Annotated in this window: 12 protein-coding genes; 3 read left to right on the plus strand and 9 right to left on the minus strand. The window is 73.5% G+C overall.

Annotation, left to right across the window (positions count from 1 at the left end):
* Position 1: 1 nt before the first annotated feature.
* The 3 genes from EDF34_RS04240 to EDF34_RS04250 all read right to left on the minus strand — a co-directional run bounded on the left by EDF34_RS04240 (position 2) and on the right by EDF34_RS04250 (position 5,406).
* Positions 2 to 1,573 (minus strand): DUF5719 family protein, encoded by a 1,572-nt coding sequence (locus EDF34_RS04240; RefSeq protein WP_123370068.1) that lies wholly within the window; start codon positions 1,571 to 1,573, stop codon positions 2 to 4.
* Positions 1,570 to 4,989, minus strand: coding sequence for a glycosyltransferase (locus EDF34_RS04245; protein WP_123370667.1), 3,420 nt, complete (start codon positions 4,987 to 4,989; stop codon positions 1,570 to 1,572). Before EDF34_RS04245 ends, EDF34_RS04240 begins: the two co-directional genes overlap by 4 nt.
* 87 nt (positions 4,990 to 5,076) lie before the next feature.
* Positions 5,077 to 5,406 (minus strand): WhiB family transcriptional regulator, encoded by a 330-nt coding sequence (locus tag EDF34_RS04250; protein WP_123370069.1) that lies wholly within the window; start codon positions 5,404 to 5,406, stop codon positions 5,077 to 5,079.
* A 231-nt stretch (positions 5,407 to 5,637) separates the two neighbouring features.
* Here EDF34_RS04250 and EDF34_RS04255 point away from each other — a divergent pair, with 231 nt between their 5' ends.
* Positions 5,638 to 6,330, plus strand: coding sequence for a TIGR03089 family protein (locus EDF34_RS04255; protein WP_123370070.1), 693 nt, complete (start codon positions 5,638 to 5,640; stop codon positions 6,328 to 6,330).
* Between the two features lie 4 nt (positions 6,331 to 6,334).
* Here the strand turns inward: EDF34_RS04255 and EDF34_RS04260 are convergent, their stop codons facing one another.
* Together EDF34_RS04260 and EDF34_RS04265 are read right to left on the minus strand one after the other, a co-directional pair.
* Positions 6,335 to 7,414 (minus strand): immunoglobulin domain-containing protein, encoded by a 1,080-nt coding sequence (locus tag EDF34_RS04260; protein ID WP_148076572.1) that lies wholly within the window; start codon positions 7,412 to 7,414, stop codon positions 6,335 to 6,337.
* Between the two features lie 116 nt (positions 7,415 to 7,530).
* On the minus strand, positions 7,531 to 8,655 hold the full coding sequence (locus EDF34_RS04265; protein WP_148076573.1) for a hypothetical protein: 1,125 nt from the start codon (positions 8,653 to 8,655) through the stop codon (positions 7,531 to 7,533).
* A 117-nt stretch (positions 8,656 to 8,772) separates the two neighbouring features.
* On the opposite strand from EDF34_RS04265, the gene rfbA reads away from it, so the two are divergent.
* Complete coding sequence (gene rfbA / locus EDF34_RS04270; RefSeq protein ID WP_123370073.1) at positions 8,773 to 9,642, plus strand: glucose-1-phosphate thymidylyltransferase RfbA; 870 nt, start codon at positions 8,773 to 8,775, stop codon at positions 9,640 to 9,642.
* On the opposite strand, the gene rfbD is transcribed toward rfbA, so the two are convergent.
* Positions 9,609 to 10,484 carry a dTDP-4-dehydrorhamnose reductase gene (gene rfbD / locus EDF34_RS04275; RefSeq protein WP_123370074.1) on the minus strand — a complete coding sequence of 292 codons (876 nt, stop codon included), beginning with the start codon at positions 10,482 to 10,484 and terminating at the stop codon, positions 9,609 to 9,611. The genes rfbA and rfbD overlap by 34 nt on opposite strands.
* A 101-nt stretch (positions 10,485 to 10,585) precedes the next feature.
* Between rfbD and EDF34_RS04280 the strand changes: the two genes are divergently transcribed.
* Complete coding sequence (locus tag EDF34_RS04280) at positions 10,586 to 11,200, plus strand: dTDP-4-dehydrorhamnose 3,5-epimerase family protein (protein WP_123370075.1); 615 nt, start codon at positions 10,586 to 10,588, stop codon at positions 11,198 to 11,200.
* Positions 11,201 to 11,212: 12 nt separating this feature from the next.
* On the opposite strand, the gene EDF34_RS04285 is transcribed toward EDF34_RS04280, so the two are convergent.
* The 3 genes from EDF34_RS04285 to EDF34_RS04295 all read right to left on the minus strand — a co-directional run bounded on the left by EDF34_RS04285 (position 11,213) and on the right by EDF34_RS04295 (position 15,059).
* A complete protein-coding gene (locus EDF34_RS04285) occupies positions 11,213 to 13,126 on the minus strand; it encodes a glycosyltransferase family 2 protein (protein WP_158615039.1) in 1,914 nt (637 codons plus the stop codon).
* An 87-nt stretch (positions 13,127 to 13,213) separates the two neighbouring features.
* Positions 13,214 to 14,068: an ABC transporter ATP-binding protein gene (locus tag EDF34_RS04290; protein ID WP_123370077.1), complete on the minus strand. Its 855-nt coding sequence runs from the start codon at positions 14,066 to 14,068 to the stop codon at positions 13,214 to 13,216.
* Between the two features lies 1 nt (position 14,069).
* A complete protein-coding gene (locus EDF34_RS04295; RefSeq protein ID WP_233575171.1) occupies positions 14,070 to 15,059 on the minus strand; it encodes an ABC transporter permease in 990 nt (329 codons plus the stop codon).
* Positions 15,060 to 15,079 lie beyond the last annotated feature (20 nt).

Here is a 15,079-nt window from a genome sequence, read left to right on the forward strand (position 1 = left end):
CTCAGCGCGTGCCGACGCGCGGGTCCTGGCGGACGGTGACCGCGGCGCTGGCAGGGTCGGCGGGCACCGGGCTGAGCACCGAGACGAGCGTGCCGTCGGGGCGCGCGACGTCGGCGACCAGGGCCCACGCGAGCGTCGTCGGGCCGTCGTCGGGCACGAGCTCGAGCGCGGCGACCGTGACGCCGGGCGTCGCGGTCCCCTGCTTGCCCGGCACCACCGTTCCGGTGCCGACGAGCGTGTCGGCGACCCACGAGCCGGTCGTCCCCGCGGGGACGGAGACCTGCCGCTCCGCGAGCACGCGACCGTCGGACCCGATCGCGCGCAACGTGCCGGTCGCGCTCCCGGCCTCGCCGACGGCGGTCGCGACCAGCACCCCGCGGGTCCCGCCGGGAACCGTGACGATGCCGCTGACCCCCGCAGTCGTGGACGGGACCCAGGCGCGTTCCCTGCTCGGCGCGGGGTCGACCGAGGTCGCCGCGCCGGCGCGCGCGACGAGTCCCGACGCGACGACGGCGCGATCGGCGTCGATGACGGCCGTGTACGCGCCCGCCGGCAGCCCGCCCAGCGGCACGTCCGTGACCTCGCCGGGCGCGAGCTCGATCTCCTGCGCGCCGGGCAGGTCCTGCACGCCGTCGGGTCCGAGCAGCTGGACGTGTGCCGTCGTGGCCTTCTTGCCCGTGACCATGAGCCGCAGCGCGCCTGCCAGCGGGCTGTCGACGTCGGCCGCGACCACCGACAGACCCGGGACCACCTGGTGCTTGGCGGGTGCGGAGCCTGGGACCACCAGGTCGGTGCCCAGCGGGGTGAAGCCGTCGAGCGCGGAGTCCTGGAGGTAGGTGGTGATCGCCCCACCGGTCGCGGTGACGCGCACCGCTACCCGCCGCTGCTCGGGCGCGACGGCGCCGAGCACGACCACGCGCTGCGCACCCGGCGCGACGAGGTAGTGCGACGCCGAGAGGTCGACCTTGCCCGACGGGCCGTAGACCGCGACCGTGACCTCGGCCGGCGTGGAGCCCGCGGCGGCGATGACGAGCTGCGCGGTGCTGGACAGGTCGGTGGCGCCGCCGACGAGCCACGCGTCCGTCGTCGGGCGCTGGCAGGACGCGGCCGAGAGACCACGCAGGTCTCCCGCGGTGACGACCGACCCGACGGACGCGGCCACGCGGGCGGCGACCTCGGTGGGCTCCGCGCGCACGACCAGCGGCGCGGTCGGGGTGACACGCGCCGCCGACGAGCCGGGGGCCAGCGTCGCGACCGCGTCTCCCCCGGCTGCGGGCGCGACGGAGCCGCCGGCGGACGACGCCGCCGCGGCCACGAGCGAGAAGATCGGCGCGACGGGCGTGGGGTCGAAGGCCTTGTCGCCGGTGCTGTCCGGCAGGATCAGGGGCCCCGGGCAGGTCAGCGTGACGGTTCCCGGTGGCACGTCGACGACCGTCCCGTCCAGCGGCGCGGCCGTGTCCTGGTCGGGCAGCCGGACTCCCGCTGCCACGACGGCGGCGACGAGCGCGACGACGCCGAGCCCCGAGACCGTCCGGACCGTGCGGCCGAGCCATACCGTGCGTCGCGCGCTCATGCGCGGACCCCCCGTCGGCGCCGCACGGGCACGGCGAGCAGCACCGTCACGAGCAGGACGAGGCCCTGCGCGACGAGCCACGGCGTGCGCTGCGGCGCGTCGTAGTGCACCGTCAGGTGGCCGCCCGCGGCGCCCACCTGGAAGACCTGGCGCCAGCCGTCGTCCACCGCGCGCAGCGAGCGCCCGTCGAGGCGGGCCTGCCAGTGCGGGTCGGCCCGCTCGGCGAGGACGAGCAGCCGCTCGCCGCTGCCCGCCGGGACCGTCGTGTCGACGCTGCGCTGGTCGGACGCGACGGCGGTGGCAGCCGTGGCGGGATCGGCCAGGTCAGCGCCCTGCGGGGCGATCCGCGCCCAGGAGGTCACCGCGGTGTCCGCGTCGCGGGTCAGGGGCTGGACCCGCCACAGGGTGCCGCGCGCGCTCTGCGTGACGCGCTCGAGGCCGGCCGTGGAGTCCAGGGTCGCGACGAGCCGCTCGCGCGCGGTCCGGGCCGCGCTCGAGTCGCGGGTGTCGGTCGCGACCGACGGGACGAGCACGTCGCTGACGGCGAGCGCGCCGAGCGGGCCGGCGACGTCGCCGGACGCCCCACCGACGAGCCGTGCGACGAGGTCCTCGACCTCCGCCGCGGCGGCGTCCGGCCCGCGCACGGACGCATCGGTCAGCCCGCCGACGAGCAGGCGGGTGCTCACGGCCGCGGCCTGGTCGACGAGCAGGGGGCCGTCGCCGCGCAGGAGCTGCCAGGTGACGTCCGGGCCGGCGCTCGCTCCTGCGGGTGCGGCGGCGAGCGCGAGGACCCGCGAGGCGTCGGGCGAGGTCTGGGACTGGCGGCCGACCGCGGGGACGATCTCGTCGTCGATCGCGCGCAGCGCCACGGCGTCTCCCGTCCGTGCCTGCCAGGTCCACCCACCCAGCCAGGCCACGGGGGCGGCGACCGCGACGACGGTGACGAGCGCGACCAGCGGCTGGCGCCACCCGAAGCTCTGGTGCCCGAGCCGGGCCTGCAGCCGGTCCGCGCCGAGCACGGCCGCGGTGAGCAGCCCGAGCCCGGCGAGCGACAGGAGGGGGCCCGTCCAGCCGTACGCGGTCACGCCGTCCTGCACGCCGACCGGGACGCGCGCGACGAGCGTCGCGGCGGCGAGCCCGATCGCGGCGACCATCCAGGCGGCGCGCACCGCGCGAGCCGCGGGCGCTCCCCGCAGGAGCGCGAGGAGGGCGAGGAGCACGACGACGGCGCCGGCGAGCAGCGGCCACACGTCGGCGACGGGCTCGGCCCAGGACGGCACGAGCGCGGCCGCGTCGGCCGGCAGCCCGAGCAGCCGCTCGACCGGGGTGGCGGGGTCGCCGGCGACCGGCAGGCCCGGCCCGGCGACCAGGAGCCGCCAGCCGGGCAGGCCACGCCGGGCGGCCTCGACGAGCGTCGGGCCGAGCAGGACGAGCGCCGGCGCGAGCACGAGGAGCAGGCGAGCCCGGCTGCGCCGTGCGCAGAGGGCCACGACGAGCAGCGCGAGGGCTCCGGGCAGGAGCAGGACGGGCGCGCCGGCGGCGACGACGGCGAACGCGAGGCCCGCCGCAGCGGCGGCGGTCAGCGAGCCGGTCGGGTCGGGTGCGCCGACGAGCTCGCCGCTGACCCGCTGCGTGGGGATCGTGGGGTTGCCCCGCACGGGCGTGTCGACGTCCGCCTCGTCGGCGGCCTCCTCGTGGCTGGCCGTGGCCACCCCGGACAGCACCTGGTCGACGCGCTGGACGCCGACGGCCCGGGCGACGCCCAGCACCACCCAGGGCAGCGTCGCGTGCGCGAGGACCGCACCGAGGCGCCCCTGGCCCAGGCCGAGCAGCAGCGCGGGCGCCCCGGCCCACACGATGGCGGCCCAGGCGCGCACGCCGACCGAGCGCGTCGCGGCACCGGCGGCCGCCCACGCGCCGAGCCCGGCGAGCAGCACCGAGCCGAGCAGCAGCGCCGAGACGGCACCGGTGAGCTGCCCGCCCGCGACGAACGTCGGCGCGGCGAGCACGTCGAGCAGCGCGTCGGCCGGACCGGGCGCGCCGAGTCCGCCGGCGACCCAGCCCGACGTCGCGGCGGCCCACAGCTGGCCGAGGTCGGAGGCGGCGGGCGCGAGGGCGGCCCCCACGAGGCGGGCACCGCCCGCGGCGGCGCCGATCAGCGGGCCGAGCGCGACGGCGACGACCAGCACGAGAACCGCGGACACGACGCCGAGGGTCACCCGCCGGCGCGTCGTGAGCTGTGCGAGCTCGCGCAGCTCGAGCTCGCTCGGCGCCTGGACGACGCGGCGCGCCTCGGCGCGGGCGAGCCGGCGGTCCTGCGTCTGGCGCCAGACGTCCTGCCAGGTGGCCTGCAACGGGCGCAGGGTGCGTCGGCTGACGGTGCTCGTGCGTCGTGCGGTCGCCCGTGCCCTGACGACGGCGACGGGCCGGGCGAGCGCCTCGAGCGGCGCGCGCAGCTCGTCGACGGCGAGACCGGGCTGCTTGGCGGTGAGCTGCGCGAGGCTGCGCACCACGCCGAGCGCGAGCGCGAGGACCGCGACGACCGGCACGAGCAGCAGCGGGGCGGACGCGAGGCGCTGGTGGACCAGCGAGCGGCGGCGGGCCGCGTGCGAGCGGCGGGCGTCGGGCTCGTCGTGCTCGTCGCGCAGACCCAGGAATCCCGCCTGTGCGTGCCGCACGACGGCCTCGGGCACGACGATGACGCGGTGGCCCGCGAGCCGCGCACGCCGGGACAGGTCCAGCCCGTCGCCGAACGGGCCGAGGACGGGGTCCGTCCCGCGCAGGGCGTCCCACACGTCGCGCCGGACGAGCGCACCGGCCAGGCCGACGCCGAGCACGTCGTCGCGCGCGTCGTGCTGCCCCTGGTCCAGCTCGCCGGGCTCGACGTCCGTCATCCGCCGGCCGGACCGCGAGGTGCGCAGGCCTGCCTCGAGCAGGCGCTCGGGGTCGGACCAGGTGCGCTGCTTGGCCCCGGCCACCCCGACGGAGCGCGCGCGGGTCACGGCTCGCGTGAGCTCCGCGAGGGCGCCGGAGGCCGGCGCGCTGTCGTCGTGCAGCAGCCACAGCCAGGTGGCGGGGAGGCCGGCGCCCTCGGCGCCGTCGGCGAGGGCACGGCGGACGGCGTCGCCGAACGTGCGGGCGCCCGGGACGGAGATCGTCCGGAGGGCCGGTTGCGGCGCGCCCCCGGCGGCGGCGACCGTCTGCTCCAGAAGAGCGCCCAGCTGCTGGTCGGGGCTCTCGCCCGCGTCGACCAGCACGATGCGCAGCGGACGGCGCGTCTGCGCGGCCAGCGCCGCGAGCGTCGTTGGGAGGTACGTCGTCAGACCTCGGGTGACGACGACGGCCGTCACCGGCGCGGTCGCCGGTGTCGAGGATGTCGTCGTGGGAAGGTCCACGGGAAGGAGCGTCTCAGTCATGCTGCGGCCCATGATTGCCCGGGGAGCGGGTGCTGCTCGGCAGCGACACTCCCCGTGCTCGCACAGGTTGTCCTCAGGCTGGCTGCGTCAGACGACGCGGCGCTTGAGCTTGCGACGCTCCCGCTCGGACAGGCCACCCCAGATGCCGAACCGCTCGTCGTTGGCGAGTGCGTACTCCAGGCACTCGGACTTGACGTCGCAGCCGGTGCAGACCTTCTTGGCCTCCCGTGTCGAGCCGCCCTTCTCGGGGAAGAAGGCCTCAGGGTCGGTCTGGGCGCACAGCGCGCGCTCCTGCCAACCCATCAGCCCGTCGTCCTCGGGCGTGCCGAACAGGGGAAGGACGTTGTCGGGCTGCGACGGTGCAGCCGTCCGTGCGTCGGAGGGGAAGCTCCCGTCGCCGTCGAGCAGATTCCACATGCGTGCCTCCGTGCGGCTGGTTGCTCGTTCTTGCTTCGGTGATCGTCCGTGAGCGGTTGGTCCCAGGTGGGACGGACCCGCGTAGCGTGCAAGCACCGGCCTGAACCGGTTGACATGAATTACACGCGTGTCGTTCACCTGCGTCAAGCGGGCCCGTGGTAGTTGTCCGGGTTTGCCGGGTGAACTTCGGCGCCATGAGGCCTATCGGCGTGTCGCGCCTAGTCTTGAGCAGTGCCCCTCCGTGATGTCGCCGCCCTGCTCAGCCAGCTGACCCGTGACCCGGGGCGCCCCCGGATCACCTGGTACGGCGCCGACTTCGAGCGCGTGGAGCTCTCGGGCGCCGTGCTCGACAACTGGGTGAGCAAGACCACCAACCTGCTCGTCGAGGAGTTCGACGCCGCCCCCGGCGTGCGCGTCCTGGTCGACCTGCCGCCGCACTGGCGCACGCTCGTGTGGGCGTTGGCGACCTGGCGGACGGGAGCCTGCGTCGTGCTCGACGGCGAGGCCGACGTCGTGGTGACGTCCCGCCCGGAGCAGCACTCCGGGCACGCCGTCGTCGCGGTGTCCCTGCCCGCGCTCGCCCGCCGCTTCGACGGCACGCTGCCGCGCGGGGCGGTCGACGCCGCCGCAGCCGTCATGACCTACGGCGACGCGATCGGGTGGCTGCCGCCGACCGAGCCCGGCTCCCCCGCGCTCGAGGGCGTGCCCTACGCGGAGCTGGCCGGCTGGTGGACGGCGGCCGACGAGGCACGGGTGGCGCTCGACACCGGCGACGACACGGCCGCGTTCCTGCGGCGAGTGGTGGGGTCGTTGGCGGGCGACGGGTCCGTCGTGGCGATCTCGTCGGCGCGAGCCCTGGAGCTGGACGCGAACGACGGCGCGCGCGGCCGCCTGCTGGAGACCGAGCGCGCCGTCGAGGGCTGACCTGTCAGTTGACGGCCAGGTACTCCGTGAAGCCGTTGCTCGTGTCGGTGACCTTCCAGACGGCGCCCCTGAGCGCACTCGCCGGGACCAGTGCCACGGCACCCAGGTCCTTCGACTCGCCCGACGCGATCATGACCGGGTCGGAGTCGATGAGCGCGGGGTCACCCTCGGTGTACGTCTTGCCATCGCCGCCGACGAGGACGACCTTGAGGCCGGACTGAGCGTTCCCCGTGCCCTCGCCGATGTAGTAGACGCGCGTGCTCAGCGCGTAGTAGCGCGTGCCTGTTGCCGGGGTGTGGGCACCCGCCTTCACGGCATCCGTCGTGACGTCGTCGGTCCCGAAGGACGCGAGGGCCCACTCGTTCAGCTCGGCGTACTGGCCGATCGCGAACGGGTCCGCGACGGACGAGCGCACCCACAGGGTCGCCACCTTGCTCGCGACCTTGCCGGCCTTGTTGCTGACCACGACGCGGTAGTCGGTGCCGTCGAACGCCGTCCTCGTGCTCACCACGATGCTCGCGCTCGTCTTGCCCGACACGGTCGCCCACGCGCCACCGTCGACCGACTTCTGCCACTGGTAGTGCAGCGCGTGACCTGCGGCCTTGACCGTGAACGTCGCCTTGGAGCCCGTCTTCACGAGGACGGTGCGCGGGTTCGTCGTCACCTTCGGCTTCGACACGACGACGAGCCTCGCGGACTTCGAGGTGACGGTGCCCTTCGCCCCGCGGACGACGACGCGGTAGCGCGCCCCGTCGACCTTGCTCGAGGTCTTCACCGAGTAGGAGGACTTCTTCGCGCCCGAGATCTTCGCGAACGACTTCTTGCCGGGCTTGCTCACGTACCACTGGTAGGTGAGCTTGGTGCCCTTGGCGCCGACCTTGAACGTCGCCTTCTTGCCGGCGACGACGGTGAGCGACCTCGGCGCGGTGGTGACCTTCGTCGTGACTGCCTTCGCAGCAGCCTGGTGCGTCACCACGGCCGAGGTCACGGGGGCGGCGTTCGCGGGAGCGACGAGGCCGAGGGCAAGGGCGCCACCGAGGACGGCGGCGATGCCGGCGCGGAGGGCCATCGGGCGGGCAGACATGGGTGTTCCTCTTCCTGACAGGTGCTGGCGCAGAGCGGCGCCGTCAGAGAATCGGTTGCTGCAGGCTCCGGCTTGAGCCGGACGGCACACCCGCCGGGTGTGCCGTCCGTCTCAGGTCAGGCGGCCTTGACCGCCCAGTACGCGGTGGAGGCGGGGAGGTAGAGGCCCTTGGGTCCGGTCGCGGCCCAGGTGGCGCCGACGATCGCCGAGTCGGGGACGAGGGCTCCGACGGTGGAGAGCGTGCAGCCGGCCTCCACCAGGTCGGAGTACTTCTTGACCGCCGCCGCGGGGGCCGCCGGCAGCGTGACGCCGGCCGCCGTGTAGAACGCACCGTTCTTGGCGCGCAGGCGGACGGTTGCGGGAGCGGGCGTCTCGTCGTCCTCGGCGAAGCTGCAGGCGACGAGCGTCGAGGTGACGTACGTCGAGCCGGCGGGCGCGGGAGCGTTGGCACCCGAGGCCGCGGCGACCTCGGCGTCGGCGTCGAGGTCGGAACCACCGAGGACCAGGGCCCACTCACCGGCGAGCGCCATGGTGTCGGGCGCGTAGGGGTCCTCGGGCGTCGAGCTCACGTCGAGGAAGGCCGGGAAGCTCTCGACCTTGCCCGCCTTGTTCTTCACGACGGCCTGGACGACGCTGCCGTTGAGCGCCGTCCGCGCGGTGATCGTGACGGTCCGGGCGTGGCTCGGCAGCGTCGCCCAGTCCACGGAGTCCGCACTCATGATCCGCCACGAGTACGACAGCCCGTGCCCGACGGCCTTCACCGAGAACGTCACCTTGTCCCCGCTGGTCACCTCGCGGTCGGCGGGGTCCGTGGTGATCTTCGGCTTGGAGATCACGACGAGCGCGGCCGACTTCGACGTCACGGCGCCCTTGGCGCCCTTGACGACCACGCGGTACCTCGCGCCGTCGATCCGGCTCATCGCCGTCACGGCGTACGTGCGCGACTTCGCCCCGGTGACCTTCGCGTACGAGGTCCTGCCCGGCTTGCGGACGTACCACTGGTAGGTGAGCTTGGTGCCCTTCGCCGTCACCGAGAACTTCGCGCGCTTGCCCGCGACGATGCTGACGGACTTCGGGGCACGGGCGACCTTCGTCTTGACCGCCTTCGCGGCCGCCTCGTGCGAGACGACGACGGACGTGACGGGACCGGCCGCGCTCGCCGGGGACATGAGGCCGAAGGCCAGGGCTCCACCGAGAACCGCGGCGATGCCGGCTCGAAGTGCCAACGGACGGACGGGCATGGGTTCCTCTTCCTGACGGCTGCGCGCGCCAGTCGGCACAGCCGTGAATCGGTTGCCGGAGGGACCGACTTGAGGGACGACGGTCCGCGAGTGCCCCACATCGGCAAGGATGGCCCCATGCGAGGCATCATCCTGGCCGGTGGATCCGGTACCCGACTGCACCCGATCACGCTCGGCGTGAGCAAGCAGCTCGTCCCCGTGTACGACAAGCCGATGATCTACTACCCGCTGTCGACGCTGATCCTGGCGGGCATCCGGGACGTGCTGATCATCACGACGCCGCACGACGCGGACCAGTTCCGCCGGCTGCTGGGCGACGGCTCGCAGTTCGGGATCTCGATCGAGTACACCGTGCAGGCGGAGCCCAACGGCCTCGCGCAGGCGTTCGTCCTCGGCGCGAGCTTCCTCGGCTCGGAGCCCGCCGCCCTGGTGCTCGGCGACAACATCTTCTACGGACCGGGCCTGGGCAACCAGCTGCAGCGCTTCGCGCACGTCGACGGCGGCGCGGTGTTCGCCTACCGCGTCGCGGACCCGACCGCGTACGGCGTCGTCGAGTTCGACGCCGACGGCAAGGCGCTGTCGATCGAGGAGAAGCCCACCGCGCCGAAGAGCAACTACGCCGTGCCTGGGCTCTACTTCTACGACAACGACGTCGTCGCGATCGCTCGTGACCTGCAGCCGTCCCCGCGCGGCGAGTACGAGATCACCGACGTCAACCGCACCTACCTCGCGCAGGGCCGCCTGCAGGTGGGCGTCCTCCCCCGCGGCACGGCGTGGCTCGACACGGGCACGTTCGACTCGCTCATCGAGGCGTCGGACTACGTCCGCACGGTCGAGCACCGCCAGGGCCTGAAGATCGGGTCGCCGGAGGAGGTCGCCTGGCGCCGCGGGTTCCTGTCCGACGACGAGCTGCGCGTGCGCGCCGAGGCGCTCGTGAAGTCGGGCTACGGCACCTACCTGCTCAGGCTGCTCGACGAGGACCGCTGACCGAGCACCTCGTCGGCCGCGAGCGCCCAGCGCTCGTCCCAGCGGCCGATGGGCGCGACGCCGGCGGCGTGCAGGGCGTCGTGCCCCAGCACGGAGTAGGCGGGCCGCGGCGCCGGCCGGACGAAGGCCGCGCTCGTCGTCGGCGCCACGATGGCCGGGTCCAGGCCTGCCGCGGCGACGACAGCCTGCGCGAAGCCGTGCCACGAGACGTCGCCCGACGAGGTGCCGTGGTAGGTGCCGACCGGGGCGCCCGCGGCGACGAGCCGGACCACGAGGTCGGCGAGGTCCGCGGTCCACGTCGGCTGGCCCACCTGGTCCGCCACGACGTCCAGCCCACCGCGCTCGGCGGCGACGCGGGCGATCGTCTTCGGGAAGCACGGCCCACCGGCGCCGTACAGCCAGGCGGTCCGGACGACGAGAGCGGCCGGGTGCTCCGCGCGCACCGCCCACTCGCCCGCGGCCTTCGTGCGACCGTACGCGGAGCGCGGCGCGATCGGGGCGCCCTCCGCGTACGGGGTGGTCGCGTGCCCGTCGAAGACGTAGTCGGTGCTGATGTGCACCAGGCGGGCACCGGCGCCCCACGCGGCCCGGGCGACGACCTGCGCGCCGACCCCGTTGACGGCGAACGCGGCTGCCTCGTCGGCCTCCGCCGCGTCGACCGCGGTGTACGCGGCGCAGTTCACGACGACGTCGGCGCCGGCGAGGGCGCGCGTCGCCGCCTCGAGGTCCGTCACGTCGAGGTCGCCGCGACCCAGCCCGACGACGTCGGCACCGTCCCCGGCGAGCCGGCGCACGAGGTCCTGGCCCAGCATCCCGTTCGCCCCAGCGACCACCCAGCGCACGTCGACCTCCGTCCCGTCCCACCCCGGTGGCGCGACGACGGTCCAGCGTAGTCAGCGCACTACCCTGGCGCAGACGCGTGCGCCGAGAGACGAGGAACCCCATGGAGTATCGAGAGCTGTCCGTCCCGGGCGCGTGGGAGATCACGCCCCGCCAGTTCGGCGACCCGCGCGGGGTGTTCCTCGAGTGGTTCAAGGAGGCGCCGTTCGCGGAGAACGCGGACCACGCCCTGAGCCTCGCGCAGGCCAACCTCTCGGTCTCGGCGGCCGGGGTGCTGCGCGGCATCCACTTCGCCGACGTCCCCCCGGGGCAGGCGAAGTACGTGACCTGCGCCCGCGGCGCCGTGCTCGACGTCGTCGTCGACATCCGGGTCGGCTCGCCGACCTTCGGCCAGTGGGACTCGGTGCTGCTCGACGACGTCGACCGGCGCGCGATCTACCTCGGCGAGGGCCTCGGCCACGCGTTCATGTCGCTCGAGGACGACTCGACCGTGCTGTACCTGTGCTCGACGGGGTACGCGCCGGGCCGCGAGCACGGGATCCACCCGCTCGACCCCGGGGTCGGCATCGACTGGCCGCGGACCGCCCGCGACGGCACGCCCCTCGAGCCGTTGCTGTCGGACAAGGACCGCGACGCGCCGACGCTCGCCGAGGCCGCCGCCCAGGGTCTGCTCCCCCACGCGGACGACGTCGCGGCGTACCTCGCGTCGCTGGGCTGACCGGCGCCGGAGCTACGACTCGGCAGGCGGCGTGGCCGGCGGCGGGGAGGACAGGATGACCCCGTCGGCCGCGACCTTGAGCACGTACCTCGTCCGACGGAGCTCGTCGAGCCTCAGGGCGTAGACCCGGTACTGCCCGGCCGCCAGCGGCGTCGCGTCCGCCTCGATCCGCGCACCGCCAGAGTCGGCCACGAGCCGAGCGCCCAGGTCGATGCCCACGTCGATCGAGAGGTGATCCGCGTCTTCCGGGGCGGGGACGGCGTACAACGGCGCTGGCTGCTCCGTCGCGCCCACGACCGCGATCTGGTCGAGCGGGACAAGGAGGCGGTCCCCCTTGTCGATCCTGCCCAGTCGCGGGTGCGCGTCGATCGCGACGGTGCGCAGCTGCCCCGAGGAGTCGATGGTCAGCGCGTGCTTGCCGTTGCGGTACGCGGTCGCAGTGACCCCGGCGAGCGCCGCCGGCTTCACGGGCAGGTCGTAGGCGACGGCACCGATGCGTTCCATCCCGCCGAAGATCATCGACCACCGGAGGTCCCAGACCCCGGGCTCGAGCGCGGCACCGAGCTGGGCACGCGCGAAGTCGAGCGTGACCGTCGCCTCGCCGTACAGCTCGGCCACGCCCGCGACCTCGCGGCACTCGACGCTCTCGACGCTGACGGGAAGCTCCCACGAGACGAACCGGGAGCGCTCGCGGGCGACCACGCGGACCTGCATGTCGCGCACGTCGTCGGTCACGTCGAGGTCGCGCTCGCGCAGCGCCTTCTTCACGGGCTCGGAGGCCTCCACGAAGATGCGGTCCCCGGCCGTGCGGAACACCGGGGTCTTCTTGTCCCTCGAGGTCCAGCGGAACTGGAGGCTGATCTTCGCGGTCGTGCCGCTCCACCGGATTCCCGTCGCCTCGAGCTGCGCGGTGCGGGCAAGGTCGGACTGGTGGTGCTGGGCGAACAGGTCGGGCTGGTTCTTCCGGAGGAACCCTGCCTGCACACGGTGCTTCTGCGGCAGGTGCCGCTCGATGCTGCGCGTGCTGTGCTTCAGGAGCAGGCGCCGCGCGTAGTCGAAAGCGCGGACCTTCTCCTCCTCGGGTGCATCGCTCACGAGAAGACGCGCTGTGCGGTCGACGATCCGGACGCGCACCTGCTGCGCGCGCATGAACTCCCGCTCGTTGCGGAACGCCCGGCCGGACAGGGTCTCGTCGGTGAAGTCCAGCAGCTTCTCGAGCATCGTCCAGAAGTCCTCGCGGGACGGGTCGAACGTGTGCGAGCTGTTCGTGGCCGACGAGTGCCACAGGTAGGTCGGGTGGTCGGCCTGGACGGAGACAACCTTCGCGTGGCGATAGACCGCGATGTTGAAGAACTGGTCCTCCCAGAGCACGCGCTCCCCCTCCGGGAAGGCGATCCCGTGGTCGACGAGGAGCTGGCGGCGGTACAGCTTGTGGGGCACCATCGGGACGATCGACTGGATGCCGTAGCCGTCGCGGACGTCGGCGAGGTTCGTCGACGAGGCCGGGGCCGTGGGCCACCACGTGTAGTTCAGCCCCCACCAGGCGTCGTTCGTCTTCGACTCCTTGGGGCTCACCAGGTCCGAGCCGTTCGCATGCGCGAACTCCCACAGGCCGCGCAGCGCGTCCGGGTAGAGCGAGTCGTCGTGGTCCATGTACAGCGTGTACTCGCCCCGGGCCTGTCGCGTGCCCTCGTTGCGTGGTGCGCTGCCCCAGCCGGAGTTCGGGATGGTGAACACCCGCATCCAGGGGCGGGTCTCCGCGAGGACGCGCAGGCGGTCGAGGGTGTCGTCCGGCGACCCGTCGTCGACGAAGACGGCCTCGAACTCGTCCGTCGGCAGCGTCTGCGCCTCCAGGGAGGAGATGACCCGATCCAGACCGTCCTGGGGCGTCGCGTAGGCGGCGATGACGACACTGACCTTGATCACGCAGGCAACCTCCTGTGGAAACGTGTGCCGGTGGAGTCTACCGGCGCGCGCGTCCCCGACCAGCGACAGCGGGCACGACGGCGGGTGCTACGACTTCCCGTCCTGCGCCTTGACGAAGGCCTTGTACGCGGCGCAGACCTCGGCCGACGGTCCGTCCATGACGAGTCGGCCCTTGTTGATCCACAAGGTCCGCGAGCAGATGCTCTCGACCGTCGCGAGCGAGTGGCTGACGAGGAACACCGTGCCGGCCTGGTCGCGGATCGCGTCGATGCGGTCCTTGCTCTTGCGGCGGAAGGCGGCGTCGCCCGTGGCCAGGGCCTCGTCGATCATCAGCACGTCCGGCACGGCAGCGGCGCTGATGGCGAACCGCAGCCGCGCGCTCATGCCCGAGGAGTAGGCCTTCATCGGGAGGTACACGGCGTCGCCGATCCCCGAGAACTCCACGATGTCGTCGAACTTCTCGCGGACCTCGTCGGGCGACAGACCCAGGGCCAGCGCGCCGATCATGATGTTGCGCTCGCCGGTCAGCGAGCCCATGAGCACCGCGTTGACGCCGAGCAGCGACGGGTCGCCCGCGACGTACACCGAGCCCTGGGTCGGCGGGATCAGGCCGGCGATCGCCCGCATGAGCGTGCTCTTGCCGGACCCGTTGGTCCCCACGATGCCGATCGACTCGCCGTGACGGGCGACGAACGAGATGCCCTTGACGGCCTCGACCTGCGTGAGCCCGCCGACGTGCGCGCGCCCGCGGCTGAGCACGCGCTTGAGCACGTTCGGCGGCGTCCCCGAGCCGTTGCCGACGCGCTTGCCGCCGAAGACCCGGTAGGTGATGTAGAGGTCGTCGACGACGAGCGACGGTGCGCCGAGCTGCTTGGTGGACTCGACGAGCGGCGTCAGGTCGTCGACGTCGACCTCGAAGTCGATCTCTTCGGGGATGCTCATGTCAGTCCCGTCCGTAGCGCTCTTCGCCGCGCCAGAAGACGAGGAAGCCGGCCACGAGGGTCACGACGGCCCACCCCACGGCGGCGAGCCACATCTTCGGGTCCAGCGGGATCGTCGGCTCGTTCAGCACGGTCGACCGGGCGATGTCCAGGAACACGGCGATCGGCTGGTAGCTCAGCACGGCCGCCAGGAGCTCATTCTTGATGAGGTTGTCGATGCTGAACAGCACCCCGGAGGCGTAGAACACGAACCGCAGGGCGAACGGGATCACGTTGTTGAGGTCCGGAGTGATCGCGACCCAGCGCGCGACGAAGAACGCGCAGCCGGTGTTGAACAGCCACATGAGCGCCACCGCGACCGGCAGCAGCAGGAGGCGCCACGTGATCGGCACCTCGCCCTGCATGGGCAGGAGGCCGGAGGCCCACGAGACCACGCACATGACCGCGAGCGCGGGGCCGAGGGTCGCGAGCTCGGTGATCGTGGTGGAGATCGGCAGCACGGCGCGCGGGAAGTGCACGGACCGCACCAGGTTCATGTTGCCCTTGAGCGAGTTGGCGCCCGCGCTGACCGAGGCGTCGAAGAACCGGTACAGGAACACCCCGGTGACGATGAACGCGATGCCGTTCTCCATGCCGCGGGTCGTCTCGATGAGGATCCCGAAGATGAAGACGTAGACCAGCGAGTTCAGCAAGGGCGTCAGCACGGACCACAGCTGGCCGAGGTAGGACCCCTGGTTGCGCGCGTACGCCTTGGCCGAGCCCAGGGTGCGGATGAACGAGCGCCGCGCCCACAGCGAGCGGACGTAGTCCGTCAGGGGCGGGCGCACGCCCATCTGCCGCAGGCCGCTCGCCTGGGCGATCGCGCGCAGCTCCTCGCTCGACGCGAGCGTGCCGAGGGGCTCCGGGAGTGCTCCCCCGGTCGGGGCCTCGCGCGCAGGGCGCTCGGGAACGACGATCCCGTCCGCGCCCTGCCCCTGGGACGCCGGAGTCACGAGTCCTGCGGACTGCGTCG

It is taken from the genome of Cellulomonas sp. PhB150 (genome assembly GCF_003755175.1).
Lineage (GTDB): Bacteria > Actinomycetota > Actinomycetes > Actinomycetales > Cellulomonadaceae > Cellulomonas.